We start from the raw sequence: 21292 nt of genomic DNA, 5'->3' as shown, positions 1-21292 counted from the left end.
AAAAATCTTATAAAGAAAAACGTTTTTTTGTATCACGCAAATCAGCTCACCTATCACAAACCGGAGCTGGACAAAATTCTCTTTTCTTTAACTTAATCAAGGAACAAAAATCGGAATGGGATTTTGGAAGCGTTTATTTTCTCCGAAAAAAGAATATCGATCCGCGGCAAAGGCATGGATTACAAATCCCGAGAAAGTCGGGAAAAGTATCAATCGAACTTTGGATTTAATCTTCGATTCCACTCTCAAAGAACTGTTGCCGGAAAAGATTTCCTTGTCTTTGGAGCCCGTGGGCGGACTTAAAATTCCGGAAGATAAAGTAAGAATCATCCTGCAAGGAATCGACGTACAAACGATTCTGCCTTTCCACTCCCTATCCGATGCGATGAGCCGGGAAACACAAGAGGCGATTTTGGAATTTGCGACCGGAACCGTGGCAGCACCGTCCAAGTTTTTTTTGATGAAAATCCTAAATCAATCCCCGATCCAAGAAATGTTTGCGTCGGGCCTCGAAAAGATATTAGTGGAATTTAATAAAAAACTCAATCCACTCGCGGGTGTTTTTCAAATCGCGGGTTTTGAAAAACAAATCTCCGGATTTCTGGCGATCTTACTTCCCGGTTTTACGGAAAAGATCGCGGAAGTGTTACATACTTCTTCCGAAAGCGAGGCCGGAAAAATCCTCATTTCCAACACGTTGAAAATTCTTTTTCAAACCGGTTTTTCCGATATGGGTCGTTTGGAATCGGCCGATTTAAGAAAACATCTCGAAAAACTTCAGAAGGCTATCTCTAAGGACCCTCTTCTCGAAAAGAGCGCGGAAAAATTCTACGAGAATTTCAGAGACGCGGTTTTAAACGAATACAGAGGGGAAACTCTGAAAGAATTTTTAGGTTACTCCGAGGAAGAATATATTCGTTTCCGGGACTCCGTTTCCAAAACGACCGCCGAAAACATTCTTGCCGTTCATAATCAAAAACCTCTGACCGATCTCGTAGCCGGTCTTTTGGAAGACGTGCTTGGATGAAAAAAGTAATCAATCAAATCGGAAAAGCTTTGGAATATCTGGACAAACTCGGCACCGGAAAGTCCTTTCAGTTGTTTCGTTCGCTCGGTTATGAAAAGTTATATTCACTTTCCGAAAAAGTGGATCATAAGACGCTTCTTTATATCAGTCAGAATTTGGATGAAAAAACGATCATCGAATTCTTAAACCGCATTCCGGAAGAAACCCTGGTCACGCTTCTTTCCAAGGTTCCGCCCCAAGACATTACATATTTTGCAAATACGATTCCGATGGACGATCTGGTCCTATTGTCCACGTCGATTCCCTCCGCGCACATTGCGGAAATGTCCCTTAAGACCGGCAAAGAATCCTCGGCGGAAATTTTAAAAAACGTAGGAACTCAAAAATCCATCGAATTGTTAAACGAAGTGGGAATTCAGAACTTCATCGAACTTTCCTTAAAGGTTCCGCCCACTCAATTGATTCCGATCGTTCGAGAGTTGACTCCGGAACAATCCGGAATTTGGATTCGTCAAAGGGGAATCGGCGACATTCCGAAATTGATCGAGGCCTTCGGCGTTCAAAATCTACTGGTCTTTTTAAGAACTTTAGGTTTTGAAAAAAATATTCACATCTTAGAAGTACTTGGCGCTGCGGAATTGATCGAACTTGCCTATACGATTTCCGGCATGAAACTTCCGGGATTAACCGCCAAGCCGAAACCGCAAAAGAGCGGTTCCTATTCCAAAAAGAAAATTCAAGCCAAGAAAAAAGGCAAACGCACCGCCAAAACAAGAAAATCCTAAATCGCTCGGTAAGTCGGTCACTCCGTTTCCAAGTTTTTTTTAGCAAAAATCAGTTCTTCCCTACTTTTCTGAAGGGAACTCAAACGTTCTTCGACGATCTTCAACTCGGAATCATTCCTGCGTGAGTCCTTGAAAAATTTCAGACCGTATTCCAAAATTTCAGTCATGTCGTTCGATTTTTTGATCTTAGAATCGAGATAAAATTCCATGTCGGATTTCGCAACTTCCCTTCCTTCCAACAAAGCTACGCGGATGTCGTACATTCTCTCTTCGTCTTTCTTTCGTTTTTCCTCCTGTTCTTTGTTTAACTCCCTAGGAATCAGGGAATTATCGGGAAAACGTTCCGCCAGAGGTTTGACCTTTTGAATCACTTCCTTTCGAATCCGTTCCTTTTCTTGAACAGATAAACTCGAATAGAACGAGGTCGCCTCGGCTTTTGAAGCGCCCCAAGTTTCCGACTCTTCGGCTGCGGGGAAGTCCAGAAAATTTCCGGATTCGAAAAGAGAATTCTCTTCCCGCATTACGGTGTTTCGACTGAGTCCGCCTTTTAGTTTTTCACCTTCGGAAAAGTCCCTTACGCCGGAACGTTCTTCTTCGAAAAAAAAGAGATACGCCGAGAAAGTTAAGAAAATTATGATAATCGAATAGATTACTTTTTTGTTCATTTGAGATCGGACGGTTGTAGCGGAAGGAAAATTTTAAAATTACTTCCTCCGTCCACTCTGGATTCCAGAGTGATTTCACCGTTCATTTTGTGGAGAATGGTTCTGGAAATCGAAAGTCCCAACCCGGTTCCTCCGACTCTTTTGTTTCGATCGTTCGGAATTCTGAAAAAACGCTCGAATACTTTTTCGATATATTTCGGATCGATCCCGACTCCCGTGTCCTTGACGTGGATCTCCAATTTTTTCGCTTCGGACACGATCATTTTGATCTCGATTTTTCCCCTTTCCGTATATTTGATCGCGTTTACGAAAAGATTGGTAATGATTTGAGAAAATTCGAAACGAATTCCGCAGATTTTCAGTTTTTTGATCAGATCAAGCTCGACGCTCAACCCTTTCTCCTTTGCGGAAGGTTCGTTTGAATAAACCACTTCTTCGATCACAAGCGCCGGATCGAAGTTTTCCACCAGACCGGAATTATTTTCTCCCTGAACTTCCTCGAACTTCAAAAGATTTTCGATGAGATGATTCAATCGTTTTATGTTCTTTTCGATCACATCCAACATTCCGCCTTGATCTTTGGATAAGGAAGCGTTGATTTCCGCCCTCAAAAGCTCGAAATAACCCTGGATGTTCGTCATAGGAGAACGCAACTCGTGACTGATATTCGAGATGAATTCGTGTTTGGCCTGTTCCGTTTCTTTTTTTTCGGAATCATATAGGATATGAACCTGATAAATCTTCCTCGACCTTTCGAACAACGCGGTGATGCTGAGCGAAACATCCATCTCGGACTTGTCCCTCAACTTCATTCTCGCCTGATCCACACGAAGCATCGTCTCCGGAGATTTGGTCGGAATGGACCAGTCGCTCATCTCGTTTAAACCGGGAAATAAATCCTCCAACTTCAAATTGTGAACGTTGTCCTTACCGTAACCGGTTAGACTTCGGAAATTATAATTTCCCGCGATCAACCCGCCCGAAACCGAATCCAACAAAATCACCGGAATCGGGGAAAACTCGAATAGATAATTGAAACGATCGTCCGAAAACTGGAGTTCGATATTCCTCTTATCCATCTCAAGTCCCTGCATCATTAGAATATTATCAATTGCTGATGTTTTAATCTCTTGAGCGTGGATTTCCTGAACCAAAAAGTCCAATATGGAGTTGATCCCGGTTCTGATCGCGGACGCCGTCCCTTTGAGAGGTAATACCGGCAGACGCACGCCTTTTTTAGAATTGTAGACGTTCAAAACGAGATTGTGAATGTCGGAAACCAAATCTCCGAGTTCCCTACGATCCCCGGTCTTTTCCAAAAGACGATTGGATTCGTCCTCGCGTCTAAACTGTTCCTCCATGAGAGAAGTCTTTTTTGTTTTCAAAGCCGCAGGATACGTAGGGATCGGATCCTTGGCGGCCAAGTCGAGAGCTTCCAAAAGAACCGGAGGAGGATCCGTTAGATGTTTTATGGATCTCCAATAAATCCTTCCCAAGTATTCCAACTCTTCCGGGGCCGCGACCGGAGAAAGAATCTCTTTCAAGTCCTGCGAGGGTTGTTTGTAAAAGTAATGCAGTTGTTCGGGTTCTACGTTGAACTCCGGGACGTTTTCCTGAATCACGTGCTCCGTAGTATCGCTCGTATTTTCGATCAGGGATTGAATGGCGCGCGATAGGGCGGTTTGGACCTTATTGATTCGATCCGGATATGTCTTCGCAAATCTTCCGTTAAACGCAAGCATGTTGACCGGAAGACGATACGGAGGTAAATCCCGTCCTTCCGAAATTCTAAATCCGTTGTTCAAAAAGTGGGATTCCTGCACCGAACCGATCAGCCCGAGAGTTGTGGTTTGTGCAAACTCGTATTCCAAAAGATAAGATCTGGAATACACGAACGCATAAGAAATCTTTTTATGAAAGCGGCTGGACCTCATGAACTCTTGCGCCAATAACTTATCGATCGAAGTGTTCTGCAATACCGGTATCAGATACGGAGTTCCCTCCAAAATCGAATATGTACTCGAATTGTATCTGGAATAAAACGAGTGAATCATTCTCGAAAGAATCATCCCCCGAAAGATGGACTTATTCGGTACCGCCTTCTTCAAATGAAGATCCAGCCAAGTCGTAAACGGAATTTCTCCCGCTTCTATCTTTCCGGAACTGAGGAAAGCGAGGACCGCATCGTAGTTTTCCAAAACGCGAACTTGTACCTGAATTCCTTCCTTTTCGAAAAAACCTCGGGACTTCGCATATAAAATCGGAAACGCGGATATTCTGGATGTGACGGCAATTTCAATCACGAAAAGACACTATTTCGTATGCGTTGGATTTATCAAGAATCCCTTGAAAATTCCTCAAAAAGTCAAAAAAAGATCATTCTTTCGGGACAACTTTCCGAGAGACATAATATGAGAATCGAAGAACTCCAGACCGTAAAAACGATTTTAAGTCGAATTCGAGATATCGAAAGTCTACCGAGTCGGTTTGTAAAAGAAACTCCGATCCAAGACAAACCGACACAAACGTTCGATTCGATTCTGAAATCGGAACGCGAAAATTCCGTTCTCGACTCGGAACCTTGGAGAAGAGATTCCCGCGGAGACCGGAACGGTTCTCTCACTGAAATCATTCGTAAGGAATCCGAAAAAAATCATCTCGATCCGGCCCTCGTTCAAAGCGTCATCAAAGCCGAGTCCGGTTTTAAAGCGGACGCCGTTTCTCCGAAAGGTGCAATCGGTCTGATGCAACTCATGCCTTCCACGGCAAATCTTCTCGGAGTCGACGATCCTTCCGATCCGGCCGAGAACGTCGCGGGGGGAACGAAATTCCTAAGCGATCTTTTACACAAATATAAGAATTTGGATCACGCACTCGCCGCATACAACGCTGGACCGGGAGCCGTGGATCGTTACGGAGGAATTCCTCCCTACAAGGAAACGCAAAAGTATGTGGAAAAAGTCAAAAAGTTCTACAAAGATTTTTCAGAATAATTTTTGCATCCGCTCTCCAATGTCGTTCCCGAAATCGTTTCGTCACTCAAGCGGTTGACTTCGCTTAACAATTGCGTTAGTAATCCCTTATAGGTTCCTTTGAATCGTTCGTTATCCTTTTATACGACGATCGAAAAAAGATTTTATATAAGACTTTTATAACATTTTGCCCGACATAAAAACGGCCATTCATAATATTTTTACACGTTATCGCGCACTTTCCATAAACCGATTTGAGGGATGTATGATTCTTTTGAAATAGTGAGTGACACTTAACCGTGTCTTACCTTTTATAGGGATCAAAATGAAATCGATTCGATGGAAGGCAAATAATCGAAGCGCTCGCGTGAAGGACGATTTTACCTCTGAAACGATCATTCGCAAAAGAGATCGTGCCGCTACCGAGACCGCTATTCTTTTGGCGGCGATTCAAGTTTTCGCAAAAAAAGGTTATGATGCGGCCAATACTAAGGACATAGCCAAACTTGCAAACGCCAACGAAGCGTTGATCTTCCGATACTTCGGAAATAAAAAAGGTCTTCTGGAAGCGATTCTCACTCGGGCCGAAGATATCAAACAGGATGATTCCCCCGGTTCCAGCTTTTCCAAAAATTCGGAAAGTTATGAAGACTTAGAAGCAAGTCTTCAATCTTCCATTTCCCGTAAATGCAGAGACTTTAGGGACGCAGAAGACTTTATGAAAGTAGCCGTAAGTCGGATCATTTTGGACCCGGAAGTCAGCCGAATCATTCAAAAGAAAATTTATACGAAAGCTCTTCCGGAATTTATGGCGGAGTTGGAAAAATTCAAAAAAGCCGGTAAGATTGATCCCAAGGCGGATTTAAAATCAATCGCCTATGCGATTTCTTCCCTTACGTTCGCACTCGGCTTTATGGGACAGTGCATTTATAAAATTCCCCCCTCGGAAATCCAAGCGACCATCAAAGAAGTCGCTCGAATTTTTCGAAAAGGTTTAGAACCCGATTCTAAAAAGAAACCGATCGGGAAACGTTAGACGAAAGCGCGACCCTTTGCGAAACAAAGATGAGCGATCATCAATTACTCATCTTGCCCTTATCATCCTTTTTTTCTTTGTTCCTCGCTGATTAAGTTGAGCGCGCTTCCGGCTTTGAACCAAGCGATCTGCTGAGCGTTAAACGTGTGATTGACCTTAATCTCTTGAGAAGAACCGTCTTTGTGGTGTAATACGAGAGTCAACGGAACTCCTTCCTGGAACGAAGTCAGACCGAGGATGTCGATGGAATCCTCTTCCCGGATCTTATCGTAATCGGCCTTGTCGGCAAACGTAAGAGCGAGCATCCCCTGCTTTTTCAGGTTGGTCTCGTGAATTCTCGCAAAGGATTTTACGAGAACCGCTCTGGCCCCGAGATGTCTCGGTTCCATGGCCGCGTGTTCCCTGGAAGAACCTTCACCGTAATTTTCATCCCCTACGACCAACGATCCGATTCCTTTCGCTTTATACGCTCTGGCGGTTTGAGGAACCGGCTCGTAACCACCGGACAATTGATTCTTCACTTCGTTGGTTTTGTCGTTAAAAGCGTTTACCGCTCCGATCAAAAGGTTATTGGAAATATTATCCAAGTGCCCTCTGTATTTCAACCAAGGGCCCGCCATAGAAATATGATCGGTGGTACATTTCCCTTTTGCTTTGATGAGAAGTTTCAAACCTTTCAAGTCGCTTCCTTCCCAAGGAGTAAACGGAGAAAGAAGTTGAAGACGATCGGACTTAAGATCGACCGAAACGTTTACTTTAGATCCGTCCGCAGCGGGAGCGATAAAACCCGCATCCTTTACGTCGAAACCGTTCGGAGGAAAGTCAAGACCCGTAGGCGGATCGAGTTTAACGTCTTTTCCGTCCTTGTTCTTCAAAAAATCCGTAAGAGGATTGAAATCCAACGTTCCGGCGATCGCAAACGCGGTCACGATTTCGGGTGACGCGACAAACGCGTGAGTTCCCGCGAGGCCGTCGTTTCGTTTCGCAAAATTTCTGTTAAACGAAGTGATGATGGAATTTTTTCTTTCGGGATCGTTCGTATGACGGCTCCATTGACCGATACAAGGACCGCACGCGTTTGCAAGAACCACTCCTCCGATATCGGAGAACGTTTTGATCAGTCCGTCTCTTTCGATCGTATAACGGATCATCTCCGAACCCGGAGTCACCGTGTATTCCGCTTTGACTTCCAGATTTTTTTCGGCCGCTTGTTTCGCGACGGAAGCCGCACGAGTAATGTCTTCGTAAGAAGAGTTCGTGCAGGAACCGATCAGCCCCACTTCTAAGTTGGTCGGCCAGTTGTTTTTCTGAACCGCTTCCTTAAATTTGGAAAGTGGAGTTGCAAGATCGGGAGTGAAAGGTCCGTTGATATAAGGTTCCAGTTCGGAAAGATTGATCTCTATCACTTGATCGAAATATTTCGCGGGATCCGCGTAAACTTCTTTGTCCCCGTTTAGATGTTCCGCGATCTTATCCGCGAGTTCCGCGACGTCTTTGCGGTTCGTCTTTAAGAGGTATTCTTTCATGTTTTGATCGTAGCCGAACACGGAAGTAGTCGCCCCGATCTCCGCGCCCATATTGCAGATCGTTCCCTTACCCGTGCAGGAAAGGCTGTCGGCGCCTTCACCGAAGTATTCCACGATCGCACCGGTTCCGCCTTTTACGGTAAGAATTCCCGCAACCTTTAAGATGATATCTTTTGCGGAAGCCCAACCGGAAAGTTTTCCCGTAAGTTTAACACCGATGAGTTTCGGAAATTTTAATTCCCAGGCCATTCCCGCCATCACGTCCACTGCATCGGCCCCGCCCACGCCGATTGCGATCATACCTAAGCCCCCCGCGTTTACGGTGTGAGAATCGGTTCCGATCATCATTCCTCCGGGAAACGCGTAGTTTTCCAGAACCACTTGGTGGATGATACCCGCACCGGGTTTCCAAAAACCGATTCCGTATTTGTTGGAAACGGAAGAAAGAAAATCATAAACTTCCTTGTTCACCGTGTTTGCGGTTTTTAAATCCTCGACCGCGCCGTCTTTTGCTTGGATCAAATGATCGCAATGAACTGTGGACGGAACCGCAACCTTGTTTCTTCCCGCGGACATAAACTGCAAGAGAGCCATCTGAGCCGTAGCGTCCTGCATCGCCACTCTGTCCGGAGCGAAGTCGACGTAAGACTTTCCTTTTTCGTAGGCTGTTTTGGGATCGCCTTCCCAAAGATGAGAATAAAGAATTTTTTCGGTAAGAGTCAGAGGTCTTCCAACGACGTTTCTCGCTTTTGTAACTATATCCCCGATCTTAGCGTATCGGGCGCGAATCATTTCTATATCGAATGCCATTGTCTTCTCCGTAATGGTTGCCTGCCCCAAGAATGCCCTAAAGTTCATCGAGTAGGACAAGAACCTTAGACAAGCTCAAGGAGTGCGTTTTGGAGTCGGCAATCTTTCCGAGCCTTGGGACAAGTTATAAAATCATGCTGTTGCAAGCATTTAGTTTGTATAGAATTTTTCAAATGAAGATTGAAAAATAGGATTTTGAAAACGTTGAGACAACTTCAGTTACGAATTCTAAGTTCAACGCGTCGGTTCATTTCTTTTCCTTCTTCCTTAGAGTTGTCTCCGATCGGAACGCTCGCACCTTTGGGAATGATTTCGAAACGATCCTTGGAAATTCCGTTACCCGCGATATAATCGCGAACCATTTCCGCGCGAAGAAGAGAAACCTTTCGATTGGCTTCTTCGGTTCCTTCCAGAGAAGTATGGCCGATGATTTTGACTCGAATGGATGAATCCGCTTTCATCCAACGGGAAAGTTTGTTGAGACCCGGTCTCGATTCTTTATGAACTTGAATGCTGTTCTTTTCAAAGCGGATCACTTTGGATTCGATTTCTCTAAATCGGAGATTGGAAGACGGAGCGTCTTCGTCTTTTCCAAACCAGGAGAAAGAAGGTTCCGCTTTTTTTTCCACTTTGGAAGTGATTGTTTTTGCGGTTTCCGGTTCATCCTTCCTTTCCGTTTTGAAAACGGGAGCCTTTGTAACTTCCGATTCGTCCTTCTTTTTTTCTTTGGACTTCAGGATCGCAACCCGGTCCTTTACGGTTTCTTTTCCCGGTTCCGTGGAAACTTCTTTCCGTTTCCAAGAAGAAGTCGGCTCTTCCGTCGTTTTTACAACGGCCGATTTCGTTTTTATTTTTGTCGGTTCCTTTGCGTTTACGGTTGTCGGTTTCGTTTTTATCTTTGCCGCTTTCTCGGAGTTCTCAACGGAGAATAAGCTCCAGAAGAAATAGATCAGTCCGGTGAGGATCAAAAGGCCGGCTAAAAAAATCAGGATCGGAACGGTCTTGTCTTTTTTCAGATGCGGTTTTGCGGAAGGAGTCGGAATGTAATTCGTATAATTCTTTGTCGAAGATTCGTAAACGCTCTCGTTTTTGTCTTCCTCCCAGCCGGAAGGAAAATTTGCGTCCGGGGCTTGCGTATCGTCGATCAGGATCGATTCGGACGTCCCCTTCTTTTTCGGTTCCTGAGTTTTTTTAGCGGCCCATCTGCGGATTTCCGTACGGAACCATTGGTCCGACTTTTCGGTAAATTTATAATTCTCGCGGATGTATTCGATCGTATCTTTTTCGATGTCCGTATAACTGTTGTTATCCTTAACCGCTTTTAAAAGACGTTTCGCGTCGTTTATCGAAATTCTACCGTCGCGTTTACCGGAAATACATTCCTGGGCAAGTTCAATCAACCCGCGATCGTATTTTTTACCTTGGATAGTAACGTAGTAGTTTTCTTTTTTCGCCATGATCTCCGCCACACCAAAATTTAGGGAAGAATTCATTCCCTGCAACCAAAAGTTTTATTCTCATTTTATAAATTCGGTCTCACAACGCGATCCGTAGAGAGCGTTGTGGCCAAAAGCCGCGAAGCGAAAGCGTTGGCTCTTAGCGAAGCTAAGAAATAGCGATCCGTAGAGAGCCATAACCTTACCCACAAGTTAAGAAGGTTTTTGGAATAAGAAGGATCAAAAACGCACATTTTTCAAGTGTTCCGACAAGAATGGAGCTTTTTACTTGCAAAAAGTATGATTTTCTGATAGAGAAAAGCCTCCCGAGCCTTTCCACCTCCCGCCCCACCACCCAAAATTAGGGTGGGGCGTAAGTTTCACAGAAGATTTGTCGTAATTCCGACAGATTTATCTTGAGATCCACGTACTTGTGGGTAAGGTTATGGTAGAGAGCGTTGTGGCCAAAAGCCGCGAAGCGAAAGTTCAGAACTTTCCGTAATACGGACTGATTTCTCTGAGCGAATCCCCATCCAGAATACAAAGAAGAAGTCGATCCAATCCGATCGAAATCCCGCAAGAATTCGGAATTCCTTCTTGGAGAGCGCGTTCCAGACCGGAATCGACGGCGAACACTTCTTTACCCAGATTTTTTCTGAGATTCTGTTCGGATCGAAACCGGAAAATCTGTTCGATCGGATCGGTTAATTCTTCGAATGCGTTTCCCAATTCCAGATTTCCGTAATAGAGTTCGAAACGTTTCGCAAAACCGGATTCGATCTTGGAAAGCGCGGCCAATTCCGGCGGGTAATCGTATAAAAACGTAAAACCTTCGGGTAGATGCGCTTCCACAAGATTTAAGAATACAATAAAAAACGAATCTTCGGTTGTTCTTTTTTCCGCCGGAATTTCGCTCAGTTTGTGTTCGGCGATCACACGATCCAATTCCGCTTTGGAAATCCCGCAACCGGCGTATTTTTTAAGAGCGTCTTCGACGGAAATTCTGCGAACCTTGTTTTTATCAAAGCCGAAGGAATAAAATTCCGAATCCAGAACTTCCAAAAGTTCCGTACAAAAATCCATCAGACCTTCCAGAGAAATTCCGACCGTATAAAATTCGAGCATCAAAAACTCGGCGCTATGAAACGGACTTCCTTCCTCGCCGGAACGAAACGTATGCGTGATTTCGTAGATTCTTTCCAAACCCTTGGAAAGAATTTCCTTGAGAGAATATTCGGGAGACGTAATTAGATATCCTTGTTCCTTGCCGGAGGGAGAACGAACCATAAAAGGATCCAAATAAGGTTCCATGGAAGGAACCGCCTTCAGACAAGGAGTGTCCATTTCCAAATAATTCTTTTTCTCGAAAAACTTTCGAAGGACGGACAAGAACTTGGCTCTTCGGATTAAAATATCCTTGCTCAACTCATTCATTTGACTTTTTGTTTTCCTCTTGATTCCATTGCAAAAAAAGAATGATAAGATCCTATGAGAATTTCTCCGAGCTCATAGGCGAAATTTCCGAAAAGATCGAAATATGAATCCGATTCAGAAATACGAACGTTTTGAAATCCGAAGAAACCGCCAGTCCACGGAAGTGATTCCGCTCATCGCTTCCTTTGACGAGGTCGCTTTCGAAGAATTCAAATCCGTACTCGCGCTCATATTCTATCAATCCAACCTTCATGTGAAAATCAATCTGAGCGGAGTCAAGGTTTTGCCGCTTCCCGTAGCGATGAAACTCCTTTCCTTTGCGTTCGATCTGAGAATTAAAAATCGAACCCTTGTCATCTCGGGAGCAAGCGCCTCGTTTAAAAAATTGATCCGATTCTATAGAATGGATAGAGCCGTTCTCATCCTTTGATTGATTCTTCCGATATAATAGGGTACTATAATTTTGAGACGAATCCCCGTTTTAAAGGCGGAATTCTGAACACTCTATTATTTAGTGGGAACCTCTAAAAACTTTCGTTTCGATATTCGGATAGGCGCAAAACACTCTTCTAAAGCATTCTATAATATAGATTTTCAAAAAACGCGGGCATCCCGATAACTTTATAAAAATTTCTATTCCTTCTTCCAAGCCTGAAAGACCAGCTTGATCCCTAGGTTCCCCAAAAGTAATAAAAGGCGGGATGGGATTTCCGTTTCCTGCAACGAGGAATCCGAAAACTCCACTGAAACATACATACAAAGAGAATGTTCGATCGCAAACTCTTTCACCTTATGACGGGAAGGAAGAACCTTCTCCAAGATCTGAAGGATGTGCTCTTCCAAAGGAGCCCTTGCGTCCAACATGGAATGAAGTTGCCAGTGACCGAAGCCGAGAGGTTTTCCTTCCTTATCGGTGGCCGATATCGGAGTACTGAAATCGGGTTTGAGATCCAATTCACGCGTAACGGACTCCGAGTCGAGACCGTCTTCGTTTACCGAAAGGATCACCCAAGTGAGCGGATGCGTATGCGGATTACTCATAGTTTTTTACATACTTTCGAACTTTAATGATATTTGATATTAATTTAACACAATCCATGGTTTTATCACCGCTATCTAAGGAAAGGTGAATGTTCAAAATCGAAAATCGTTTGAATATCCGGTAAAAATATGGCGAACAAAAAAAATTCCTTTATTAACATTTCATCGGTTTTATCTGTTGCAGATAAGGTAATTTTATCCTCTAATTCTCTTACGGGAGCTTGGTAATGAAAACAATTTTAGTCATAGAAGACGATCCGGATATCGGAAATTTAATCCGAAAATCCTTGGATTCGGCGCACTACTCCACTACTTTACAAACGAGCGGAGAAGAAGGTCTCAAATTCTACAAAGCAAATCATCCTGACATGGTTATCTTAGATCTTTCCCTTCCCGACATAGATGGAATCGAAGTTTGCAGAACCGTTAGACGAAACGACGAAAATACTCCTATTTTTATCGTAACGGCAAGAAACGAAGAAATCGACAGAATTATGGGACTCGAATTGGGCGCCGACGATTACATTACAAAACCCTTTTCCGTCCGCGAGCTGAAGACTAGGGTGGATGTGTTTTTCCGCAGATGGGATAAAAAAGCGGGCATCAAACCGAACGTCGGCGCAAGTGGTGAAATCATTCGAGGCGCTTTGAAAATCGATCCGGTTCGCAGAAGAGTCACCCTCAAAGACAATATCGTAAATATCTCCAGAAAAGAATTCGATATCCTGCAACTGATGGCCGCTTCTCCCGGAAAAGTTTTTTCCAGAGAAATGATCCTGGAAGCGGTTTGGGGAATGGAATGGGACGGCTTTGAAAGAATGATCGATTCTCACGTTAAAAGGATTCGTTCCAAACTGGAAAAAAATTCCGCTCAACCCGAATGGATCGAAACGATCTGGGGAATCGGCTACCGATTTACCGACAACTACGATAACATCGTTATTCCGGACTAGAGATCGGTTTCCAAAAATTAAGTACACTTAGTTTTGAACGCAAAAAGCCCGGTTTTTAAAGCCGGGCTTTTTTTTAGTGATCCTTAGAGAACGTTATTTAACGTGAGTTCGGCTTAAAAAAGTTTGGGCGATTTCGTAGAGAGCGTTCTGCTGAGTTCCGCTTCAATCGCTTTCGCATTGGTTATACCGAACTCACGTTACACTACCGTGTTAGGGATCGAGGCGGGGTCAAGTTATTGAAAACAACGACGAATAACGTTTATCGAAATTACACAATAACTTGACCGGAGCCGAGAGCCCGGCCGCGCAGCGGCAACACCCGAAGGGTTCAATCATATTCAAACATTATAACATTCTCAACTTTTGAGTTTTCTCTCGGCTTCTCCCACGAAACGCAGATCCAAATCGGTGATCGTATTTTTGGAATGTGTGAAAATTTCCACCGTAACTTTTCGATAACCTAAGAAAATATCCGGATGATGATCCAATCCTTCGGCGACGTTCGCAAGCGCGTTCACGAATTCCACGCCGCCTAAGTAAGTGTTAAACGAAAACGTTTTGGATAAAAACGGAACGTTCTCTCGGAGCTTTACTTCCCACCCGGAAGGAATCCGTTCGCTCAGACTTTTCAGTTCCGACTCGTTCATACTAATTTATAAAACCTTTTTGAGGGTTTGTTTGATCTTTTCCGCGTCGTCCACGGCTCCGTTGGAAAGCGAACCGGCTCTCGCCATCAGATTGACCGCGCCGTCCATTCTCGCTTTGAGTTCCTCGATCTTTTGGAGTTGTTCGTTCAGGAACACGATTTTGGAATCCAACTCCATCTCTCTTCTTTCCAACAAAAGTTTAAAGTTGTCGAGCTCCTGAATTTTCTTCCGGGTTTTTTTAGCCTCGGAGTCCACGTCTTTTCTGTAATATTTTTCGAGTTCCTTCTCCGCTTGAAGATGACGTTCCCTTTCCGCTTTGAATTCTTTTTTCATCAACTTCAAAGCTTGTCTGTAGGCCCTATTGAAGATTCTTTGTTTTTGACGTCTTCTAAGACGAACCAGTTTACCGATCCAATTCATATGTTTACCCTAGTCTTAACTTTTCACGTCGAAAACCGAAACGTTCGCTCTCTTTCGATTCTAACCTTAAACGATCTAAAAATCGGCGACATTTACGCATTTTCTGAAATGAATTTTTCCATTCTTTTCATTAGACCTTAGAATTCGAGAGAAAAACCCGCTTCCAAAACGACGAAAGTGGTTGATTCCACGATGGAAAACTTGGAAAAAGAATCGAGAGGAAACAAACATGACATCTAAAACGGAAGACTTTAACGAAGAAGTGGAGTCCCTAAAAGACAAAGCGAAAAGAATTACGGGAAAAGCGCGGGAAGAATACTTGGAACACGTCTCCGACTTCAAGGAAAAAATCAAACAAATCTCCGGCGATACTTCCGAAAAGGCGAAACAAATTATTGACGAAACCGGAACCTACATCAAGGAAAATCCTCAGAAGGCGGCGTTGATCGGACTCGGTGTGGGACTTGGAATCGGCCTACTCGTCGGAATGCTCGTCCGCAGAAAATAGGATACAAATGACAAAAAAAAGAACACCGGAAAGGGAATCGTATGACAACGAATATACGAAAAAAGGAAACGATCTTAAATCGCATTTCCTCGCTTTGGTCGATTCCATTCTGGAATACTTCCAAACCTTACTCCTCTACGGGAAAAAATTCCTAATTAAACGATTTCAAACCGGAATCCAAGCCTACATTTTTTTTAAGATGGCCCTCTTCTTTCTCGTGTTCGGTTTCGTCGGTTTTTTAGGAGCCTTTTTCGTTTTCCTCCATAGAATCTCCGAAGGGGACCTTCTCCTTTCGAGCCTCGGCACCGGTGGAATGAGTTTTTTTCTTTCCATCCTCTTTCTTTGGCTCGCCGCCTCCTCTCTCAAGATCAAGGACCGTTCATGAAAGAATTTCCGGACCTGAACCCGTTCGACGGTAGCGATCGTTTTCTCGGAAAAGATCCTTCCGATATGAGTTTGGAGGAATTAAAACTCTATCTTCACATCCAGAAACTCAGAGTACGTTTGGAGTTTGAAAAATTTCAGTCTTCGATCAACTACACGGGAATGATCGTGGACGCTCTCGACAAGTTGGGTATGGGAGAATTTTTACAGTCTTTCCTGAAGGTGCCGGATAACGTGCATCCCCCGGAAAAATAAAACGGAGATCTTACATTTGAAATTCTTGAATACGCTCAACTGCTCTTCGTAAACTGTATGAATTTCGCTTTGCCGCCTCAATGTTCCAAATATTTTGTATGAAAGGCAAAAGTGCTGAATTATACTCTGGGCCTTTTTTAGCGTATGCTTTTGGAATTAGTTTCTCACGTAGTGTCATATCCGAACTACGAACCGCAAGTTCTCGCATCAAATAAAGGCTTGGTTTAAAATTAAAATTTAACTCCATACAATCCGGTCTTCTTTTATCTTTTGAACTTGTTTGAGGAATCAGATTTTCATCAATGGAAAGCCATTTAGAGAAACCTGAAACGTCTGACATTAACCAACTTTCCCCTTCATCACAAGCCACCCGAAATAGAAGATGATCCCTTAATGAATCTCCAGATAACCAATCACTCATCAAAGCCGAAGCACATAAATAATTATCCAAGTCAGTCAATAGAATCGTAGGAGTAGAAACTCGATTTAGTTTACGAGAAATATCCTTAATCTGCGAGCCGCGCGCAGGAATTCGAGCGCCTATTTCAACGTCATTTCTATAATCTTTCAGAATTCTAACGATGATTTCTTGCGTTACTAAATCTTCCCCTGCAATATCGATTTTCATCTTACTCTCAATTGCTTTGAATTTTGAGAATTTTGTGAATTTCCTTGGGAGCAATTCTGGGTATCACGGCTTCAGCCATATTAAATCCCGCACCAAGAAAAGACTTAATCTCTTCGATTTCCATCGCAAGTTTGATCTCAGTTCCTTCCACCGTCGGAATTAATACGATCGTTTCATCGCCGCTAATACCCTCGTTGCTTAGAATTTCATAACTATGAGTGGAAATAATAACCTGCCTAACCTTACCTTTTCTTCTCTGTAGCTTACTGATAAATTCAGGCAAAAGTCTTACGATAGCTGAATGAAGATACAACTCGGGTTCTTCCAACAAGAACGTTCCTTGCGTATCTAAAAGAGCCCACATAAATCCGATCAATCGCAATGTCCCATCGGAAAATTGACCTTCTCTTTGTTTGGCTCCCTTTGCACGCCAATGCTCGTAAATGGCCTCAAGATGAGGTATTCCGTTTTTATCCTTTACGAAACTGATATTGGTCAATTGAGGAACGGATTTTTGCAAAAATTCGTTGATCAATTTTAAATAAGAATTTCGAGTTCGTTCCGGCGTCTTATTCATTTTTTCGAGAAGATTTCTACCGTAAAAATCCTCTTTATTTGCGGAAAGCTGATACGAATTCGAATCTCGAATCAATTGAGGAACAATATGCAGATATTGAATTTCCTGAAAAAAATGATAAATTTCACGAAAAGTAATATTAGAATTTACTTGTTCTAGATAAGTGAATCTTAACGTCTCGGAATCCTCTTTATCGTCCGATGATTTTCTTTCTAAAATCCATTTATTTTTATCTCCGTCAAAAACTCTTTCTTCTAAAATCGAAACTTGATTTCGAACAATTCCCCCGCCGGAATGTTTAAAGGATAACAAATATTTCCATCTTGGATTATGATTCGTTGTACTTTCATCCGCGAGATGAACCTCTATCGTGACCCCTGGAATACGCCCGCCCGATAAACATCGAATTTTCGAAACGCCGTCCCTATTTTCTACGGCGAACTGTAAACCGCCGGCCTGTTTAACTATATCCCGCAAAAATCGAAAGACATCTAGAAAGTTCGACTTCCCCGATGCATTTGCACCTACCACGAAAATTCGTTCTGCAAGCCGAACCTCGGCTTCCCGAAAATTTTTCCAATTGATCAAGCGAACTTTACTGATAATCATCGTAATTCTTAATTCAAAAATCCCGTATCACAATATAAAAGAAATTAGCAAAACGATCAACGTATAAAATATTCCTCCGCAAAGTCTTTAACCGAATTTGCCGCTTACTTCGAGGTTGTTTCCGTTTCAATCGCCAAATACGTTTTTACTTCGCGGATCTGGATCGTTTCCACCCGATCCTCTCCGGCGATGATATCGGAAAGAATCACAACCTGATCTCCGTCTTCGATTCTTCCCGCCTTTTTGAGCGTATCGATCGCGAGCCGGATCGTTTTTTCCGGATCTTTGGAAAAATCGATTCGATACGGAATTACTCCGCGAGTGAGCCAGAGTTTCCGCCTAACCGTTGTCATATTGGTAAACGCGTAAATCAAAGGATAATGCGGATGAAAACCGGCCACGTTAAGCGCCGTTGTTCCCCTTCTCGTGATGACAACGATCGCGGGACATTTTAGAGAATCTGCAAGTTCCGACGCGGACCTCGCCATATACTCCTTTTTATCCTGGGGAATTTTATCCTTAACGTAATCCACTCCGCCCGTTTTCTCGACACGTTGTGCGATCTTGTCCATCATTTCCACACAACGAACCGGAAATTTTCCCGCGGCGGTTTCTCCGGACAACATGATCGCGTCCGCTTCTTCGTAAACCGCGTTCGCGACGTCGGTGACTTCCGCCCTTGTCGGAGAAGGATTATTGATCATCGATTCCAAAAGGTGTGTCGCTACGATCACCCTCTTTCCTTTGAGCGCACATTCTTTGATGATGGCTCTTTGAAGGATCGGAAGTTCTTCGATCGGAACCTCGACTCCCAAATCTCCTCTCGCCACCATCACACCGTCCGAAACGGCCACGATCTCTTTCATGTTACGAACGGCTTCTTGGTCCTCTATCTTTGCGATGACCTGCGCGTGCCCTTCGTTTTCTTCGATGATTTGTTTCAATTGATTGATGTCTTCGGCGGAACGAACGAAAGAAAGAGCGATAAAATCCACGTCCTCTTCCAAACCGAACAGGATATCCTTATGATCCTTCGGAGTGATCGACGGAAGATTGACTCGAATTCCGGGAAGATTGATGTGTTTCCTGGAACCCAATCTTCCTCCGTCGAGAACCTTACACTTGAGCGCCGAATCGTTGATCTCTTCCACGACGAGATTGATCAGTCCGTTGTCCACGGTCACAGGGTCGCCCACTTTCAAGTCCTTAACGATATCCTTATAGTTTACGAACACGGATTGTTCCTCGGATTCCTCTCCGGGAATGATATGAAAGGTGAACGTCTCGCCCACCTTTAGATCCAGATGATCCACCTGAAGATCTCCCGTTCTGATTTCGGGTCCTTGTGTATCGAGTAGAATCGCGATCGGGTTTTTCAGAACGTCCTTATTGAGAGACTTAATATTACGAATGATACTTCTATGAAAGTCGTGGTTACCGTGGGACATGTTCAACCGCGCCACGTTCATCCCCGCCTCGGCAAGCGCTTGAATCATTTTTTTATCGGCGGTTGCCGGACCGATGGTACAGATAATTTTCGTTTTTCTAAATACGGAGGATTCGTTCTTCATGTAATACCTTTATTCGGGAGAACGGGCCTTAGGACAATTCAGATTTTAGGTATGGTTTTGCGTAGAAAAGCTTCGAGAGAAATGCAAAAGTCGAATAAATCCTGATCGGGCATACTTGCTTTTTTTTGTTCGTCGATGATCGCGGAAGCCTTGTCCATCAGCCCCTTGCCGTTTTTCTTTAAATAACGTTTCGTAACGAGAATCGGAAACGTGTATTTATCTTCCTGATTTCTCACCATAAAGGAGAAAATATCGTTTTTCCCGAATTTTTTGAGGAAGTTGATCAAACCGTCCTCATTGATCTCTCCGTCCATTTCGTACAAAAGAATGTTTCGATCCGGATATTGTTGGTTCGACCAATAATCGTCCAAGATATCCAAGATTCTTTCCAGAAGTTTTGCGTTGAGAGGATCGGCGGGAACCGGAACGGAAGAGAAAGAATTTTTTTCCCGCGGAACGTTAGTTGTGGCTTGTTGTTTGCGCGCGTTTTTCTCCGCGGCGTCCTTTTCCTTCACTCTTTTTTCGGCGAGTTTGGACGCGTCTTCCTGAATCTTTTTACTCCTAGCCTCCACGACTCGTTTGTTCAACTCGATCGTATTGTGAGCGCGGATCTGTTCCACTTCCGCTTTATGAACCGTAACGTTTCCGAAAATGTTTCTCCAAAATCTCGTAAAAAAAGGAAGGTATTTGAACAAACTGGATAATTCCAACTTATCGAAAGAAGCGGCCAAATCCTTATCCTCGATCATATCCCTCACCTTCATACGATCCAAGATCCGGATTTCGGTATCGTTTCCGGTGGAGGCGAACGTTTTTTTAGCGGCTTCGACGGCGCCGGAAATCGCGAGTTTATGAAGAACGTAGTTATACAACGTGTTCTTGTCCGCAAATTCGGTATGAAGAATTTGATCGTGATTGACGACGAGAGTTCGAATATCCTCTTCGATCTGTTGGCCTCGGAAACGAAGAAAGTTCAGATCCACGATACGATTTGCGGACTTGATGTAGTCTACGATTTCGCCCAGTTTGAGTTTCTTTTCTTCTTTCTCCTTCTTATCCTTATCCTCTTCTTCAAAACGGATCAGAACAAGAAGTTCTTCCATCGCCGTCTTTTGATCTCCGTAAGCGGGACTCAGGTAAGGCATGATGGAATTGACGAGGGAACGGGTATTTTCCTTTTCTTCGTCCGTTAAAACGCCTATGGCTCCGATTTTTTGCAACTCGGGAACCAAATTTTCTATTAGAAAAATCTTATATGCTTCGATTCTCGCCAGAATTTCATCCTGGACGTTGTAATAAAACACGGAACGATTTCCGGGATTGAGCGCCTGTTCGTTTCTAAAAAAGAACAAAATCTTCTGTTCTACCAATTTTTTCAAAACGGGTTTGAGGTGGATGTTTACGGTGATTTGTTTGAGTTCCGGGTTAATGTCGAACGGATCGTTAAAAAGAGTTCCGATTTCCGTGGAAGCGTACGTGCCGGAGAGTTTATTCTCCGAAATCGCGGAATGAATTCGTTTGATAAATTCTTTCTTATTCGGAAAAACCCTATTTTCCTTAACCCAACGCTGAATGGAAGCGAACGTGATTTGATTTACGCTGTCAACGTATCGATGACTAGTCGAAGTGTCCGCGGGTTGCGGTCTTGCAAACACCGGATTCATTTTGAGACTCGACTCGATCCTTCCGTCGGATGCGTCTCCGGTCGGATTAAAATCCACCATGCAGATCTTTTTTACGATGGGAGGATTGTATTTCGTACAAAGGTCTTTCAGAAACTGAGAAACCTTATCCTTATCAAGATCCAGTTCCCTTGCCAATTGATCGACGTTGGGCAAAATTCTATTGGCTAAAAATTTATCCGTCCAATCGCCGATAACGAGCAAAAGTTTATGAATTTTCTTGTACTGAAAATCGTTCCTGGCTTCAAGCGCCTGAGTCAATTGTAATGCGGTATTATAATCCGCTACTTTGAGTTCACGGGATTGAGGCTCCAACATGGAATGAC

22 protein-coding genes (1 of these 22 cut by a window edge) are annotated in these 21292 nt (G+C 43.6%); 10 read left to right on the top strand and 12 right to left on the bottom strand.

Features of this window, described 5'->3' with window-relative positions; all coding sequences use genetic code 11:
- The 3 genes in view from LEP1GSC194_RS03790 to LEP1GSC194_RS03780 are tightly spaced (at most 19 nt apart) and all read left to right on the top strand, a layout consistent with a single transcriptional unit that may run on beyond the window.
- On the top strand, window positions 1–96 hold the 3' end of the coding sequence (locus LEP1GSC194_RS03790; RefSeq protein WP_020772364.1) for a 1-acyl-sn-glycerol-3-phosphate acyltransferase. It extends 1047 nt beyond the left edge of the window; the window shows 96 of its 1143 coding nt (coding positions 1048–1143); its start codon lies off the left edge, out of view; the stop codon is at window positions 94–96.
- A gap of 19 nt (window positions 97–115) precedes the next feature.
- The gene (locus LEP1GSC194_RS03785) at window positions 116–1027 is read left to right on the top strand and encodes a hypothetical protein (protein ID WP_020772344.1); all 912 of its coding nucleotides are present in this window, start codon (window positions 116–118) and stop codon (window positions 1025–1027) included.
- Complete coding sequence (locus LEP1GSC194_RS03780) at window positions 1024–1812, top strand: hypothetical protein (RefSeq protein ID WP_020772447.1); 789 nt, start codon at window positions 1024–1026, stop codon at window positions 1810–1812. Before LEP1GSC194_RS03785 ends, LEP1GSC194_RS03780 begins: the two co-directional genes overlap by 4 nt.
- Window positions 1813–1829: 17 nt before the next feature.
- Here LEP1GSC194_RS03780 and LEP1GSC194_RS03775 read toward each other — a convergent pair whose 3' ends face one another.
- Complete coding sequence (locus LEP1GSC194_RS03775; RefSeq protein WP_020772380.1) at window positions 1830–2477, bottom strand: LIC_20245 family lipoprotein; 648 nt, start codon at window positions 2475–2477, stop codon at window positions 1830–1832.
- A complete protein-coding gene (locus LEP1GSC194_RS03770; protein ID WP_020772481.1) occupies window positions 2474–4780 on the bottom strand; it encodes an ATP-binding protein in 2307 nt (768 codons plus the stop codon). Before LEP1GSC194_RS03770 ends, LEP1GSC194_RS03775 begins: the two co-directional genes overlap by 4 nt.
- Window positions 4781–4888: 108 nt before the next feature.
- Between LEP1GSC194_RS03770 and LEP1GSC194_RS03765 the strand changes: the two genes are divergently transcribed.
- Together LEP1GSC194_RS03765 and LEP1GSC194_RS03760 are read left to right on the top strand one after the other, a co-directional pair.
- Window positions 4889–5470, top strand: a complete 582-nt coding sequence (locus LEP1GSC194_RS03765) for a lytic transglycosylase domain-containing protein (RefSeq protein ID WP_036041371.1) — start codon at window positions 4889–4891, stop codon at window positions 5468–5470.
- A gap of 304 nt (window positions 5471–5774) precedes the next feature.
- A complete protein-coding gene (locus LEP1GSC194_RS03760) occupies window positions 5775–6485 on the top strand; it encodes a TetR/AcrR family transcriptional regulator (protein WP_017810233.1) in 711 nt (236 codons plus the stop codon).
- Between the two features lie 62 nt (window positions 6486–6547).
- Here the strand turns inward: LEP1GSC194_RS03760 and LEP1GSC194_RS03755 are convergent, their stop codons facing one another.
- The 3 genes from LEP1GSC194_RS03755 to epmA all read right to left on the bottom strand — a co-directional run bounded on the left by LEP1GSC194_RS03755 (window position 6548) and on the right by epmA (window position 11691).
- Entirely contained in the window at window positions 6548–8821 is a 2274-nt protein-coding gene (locus LEP1GSC194_RS03755; protein ID WP_020772539.1) for an aconitate hydratase, read from the bottom strand.
- Between the two features lie 215 nt (window positions 8822–9036).
- Window positions 9037–10278 (bottom strand): OmpA family protein, encoded by a 1242-nt coding sequence (locus tag LEP1GSC194_RS03750; RefSeq protein ID WP_173644576.1) that lies wholly within the window; start codon window positions 10276–10278, stop codon window positions 9037–9039.
- A 465-nt stretch (window positions 10279–10743) separates the two neighbouring features.
- Window positions 10744–11691, bottom strand: coding sequence for an EF-P lysine aminoacylase EpmA (epmA, locus tag LEP1GSC194_RS03745; protein WP_020772459.1), 948 nt, complete (start codon window positions 11689–11691; stop codon window positions 10744–10746).
- A gap of 103 nt (window positions 11692–11794) precedes the next feature.
- Between epmA and LEP1GSC194_RS03740 the strand changes: the two genes are divergently transcribed.
- Complete coding sequence (locus LEP1GSC194_RS03740; RefSeq protein ID WP_020772381.1) at window positions 11795–12121, top strand: hypothetical protein; 327 nt, start codon at window positions 11795–11797, stop codon at window positions 12119–12121.
- A 203-nt stretch (window positions 12122–12324) separates the two neighbouring features.
- Here LEP1GSC194_RS03740 and LEP1GSC194_RS03735 read toward each other — a convergent pair whose 3' ends face one another.
- Window positions 12325–12732, bottom strand: a complete 408-nt coding sequence (locus LEP1GSC194_RS03735) for a DUF4279 domain-containing protein (RefSeq protein ID WP_020772527.1) — start codon at window positions 12730–12732, stop codon at window positions 12325–12327.
- A gap of 227 nt (window positions 12733–12959) precedes the next feature.
- Between LEP1GSC194_RS03735 and LEP1GSC194_RS03730 the strand changes: the two genes are divergently transcribed.
- On the top strand, window positions 12960–13685 hold the full coding sequence (locus LEP1GSC194_RS03730; RefSeq protein WP_000849259.1) for a response regulator transcription factor: 726 nt from the start codon (window positions 12960–12962) through the stop codon (window positions 13683–13685).
- A gap of 356 nt (window positions 13686–14041) precedes the next feature.
- Here the strand turns inward: LEP1GSC194_RS03730 and LEP1GSC194_RS03725 are convergent, their stop codons facing one another.
- Window positions 14042–14332 carry a 4a-hydroxytetrahydrobiopterin dehydratase gene (locus LEP1GSC194_RS03725; protein WP_017808335.1) on the bottom strand — a complete coding sequence of 97 codons (291 nt, stop codon included), beginning with the start codon at window positions 14330–14332 and terminating at the stop codon, window positions 14042–14044.
- Between the two features lie 6 nt (window positions 14333–14338).
- Entirely contained in the window at window positions 14339–14752 is a 414-nt protein-coding gene (locus LEP1GSC194_RS03720) for a hypothetical protein (protein WP_002999319.1), read from the bottom strand.
- A gap of 229 nt (window positions 14753–14981) precedes the next feature.
- Between LEP1GSC194_RS03720 and LEP1GSC194_RS03715 the strand changes: the two genes are divergently transcribed.
- Genes LEP1GSC194_RS03715 through LEP1GSC194_RS03705 form a run of 3 tightly spaced genes read left to right on the top strand, consistent with a single transcriptional unit; the run spans window position 14982 to window position 15899 of the window.
- Complete coding sequence (locus LEP1GSC194_RS03715) at window positions 14982–15260, top strand: DUF883 family protein (RefSeq protein WP_002999138.1); 279 nt, start codon at window positions 14982–14984, stop codon at window positions 15258–15260.
- A gap of 7 nt (window positions 15261–15267) precedes the next feature.
- The gene (locus tag LEP1GSC194_RS03710; protein ID WP_020772348.1) at window positions 15268–15645 is read left to right on the top strand and encodes an LBF_4227 family protein; all 378 of its coding nucleotides are present in this window, start codon (window positions 15268–15270) and stop codon (window positions 15643–15645) included.
- The gene (locus LEP1GSC194_RS03705) at window positions 15642–15899 is read left to right on the top strand and encodes a hypothetical protein (protein WP_020772448.1); all 258 of its coding nucleotides are present in this window, start codon (window positions 15642–15644) and stop codon (window positions 15897–15899) included. The genes LEP1GSC194_RS03710 and LEP1GSC194_RS03705 overlap by 4 nt, the downstream gene beginning before the upstream one ends.
- A 10-nt stretch (window positions 15900–15909) precedes the next feature.
- Here the strand turns inward: LEP1GSC194_RS03705 and LEP1GSC194_RS03700 are convergent, their stop codons facing one another.
- The 4 genes from LEP1GSC194_RS03700 to LEP1GSC194_RS03685 form a co-directional block, all read right to left on the bottom strand.
- Window positions 15910–16527, bottom strand: coding sequence for a hypothetical protein (locus LEP1GSC194_RS03700; RefSeq protein ID WP_020772371.1), 618 nt, complete (start codon window positions 16525–16527; stop codon window positions 15910–15912).
- 7 nt (window positions 16528–16534) lie between these two features.
- Entirely contained in the window at window positions 16535–17713 is a 1179-nt protein-coding gene (locus LEP1GSC194_RS03695) for an AAA family ATPase (protein ID WP_036041292.1), read from the bottom strand.
- 104 nt (window positions 17714–17817) lie between these two features.
- Window positions 17818–19284 carry a pyruvate kinase gene (gene pyk, locus LEP1GSC194_RS03690; RefSeq protein WP_020772366.1) on the bottom strand — a complete coding sequence of 489 codons (1467 nt, stop codon included), beginning with the start codon at window positions 19282–19284 and terminating at the stop codon, window positions 17818–17820.
- Between the two features lie 38 nt (window positions 19285–19322).
- Window positions 19323–21284: a hypothetical protein gene (locus tag LEP1GSC194_RS03685; RefSeq protein ID WP_020772458.1), complete on the bottom strand. Its 1962-nt coding sequence runs from the start codon at window positions 21282–21284 to the stop codon at window positions 19323–19325.
- Window positions 21285–21292 lie beyond the last annotated feature (8 nt).

The organism is Leptospira alstonii serovar Sichuan str. 79601 (assembly GCF_000347175.1).
GTDB classification, from domain to species: domain Bacteria; phylum Spirochaetota; class Leptospiria; order Leptospirales; family Leptospiraceae; genus Leptospira; species Leptospira alstonii.
Note: the sequence above shows the minus strand (reverse complement) of the source record. Positions and strands in the feature narration are given on the sequence as shown.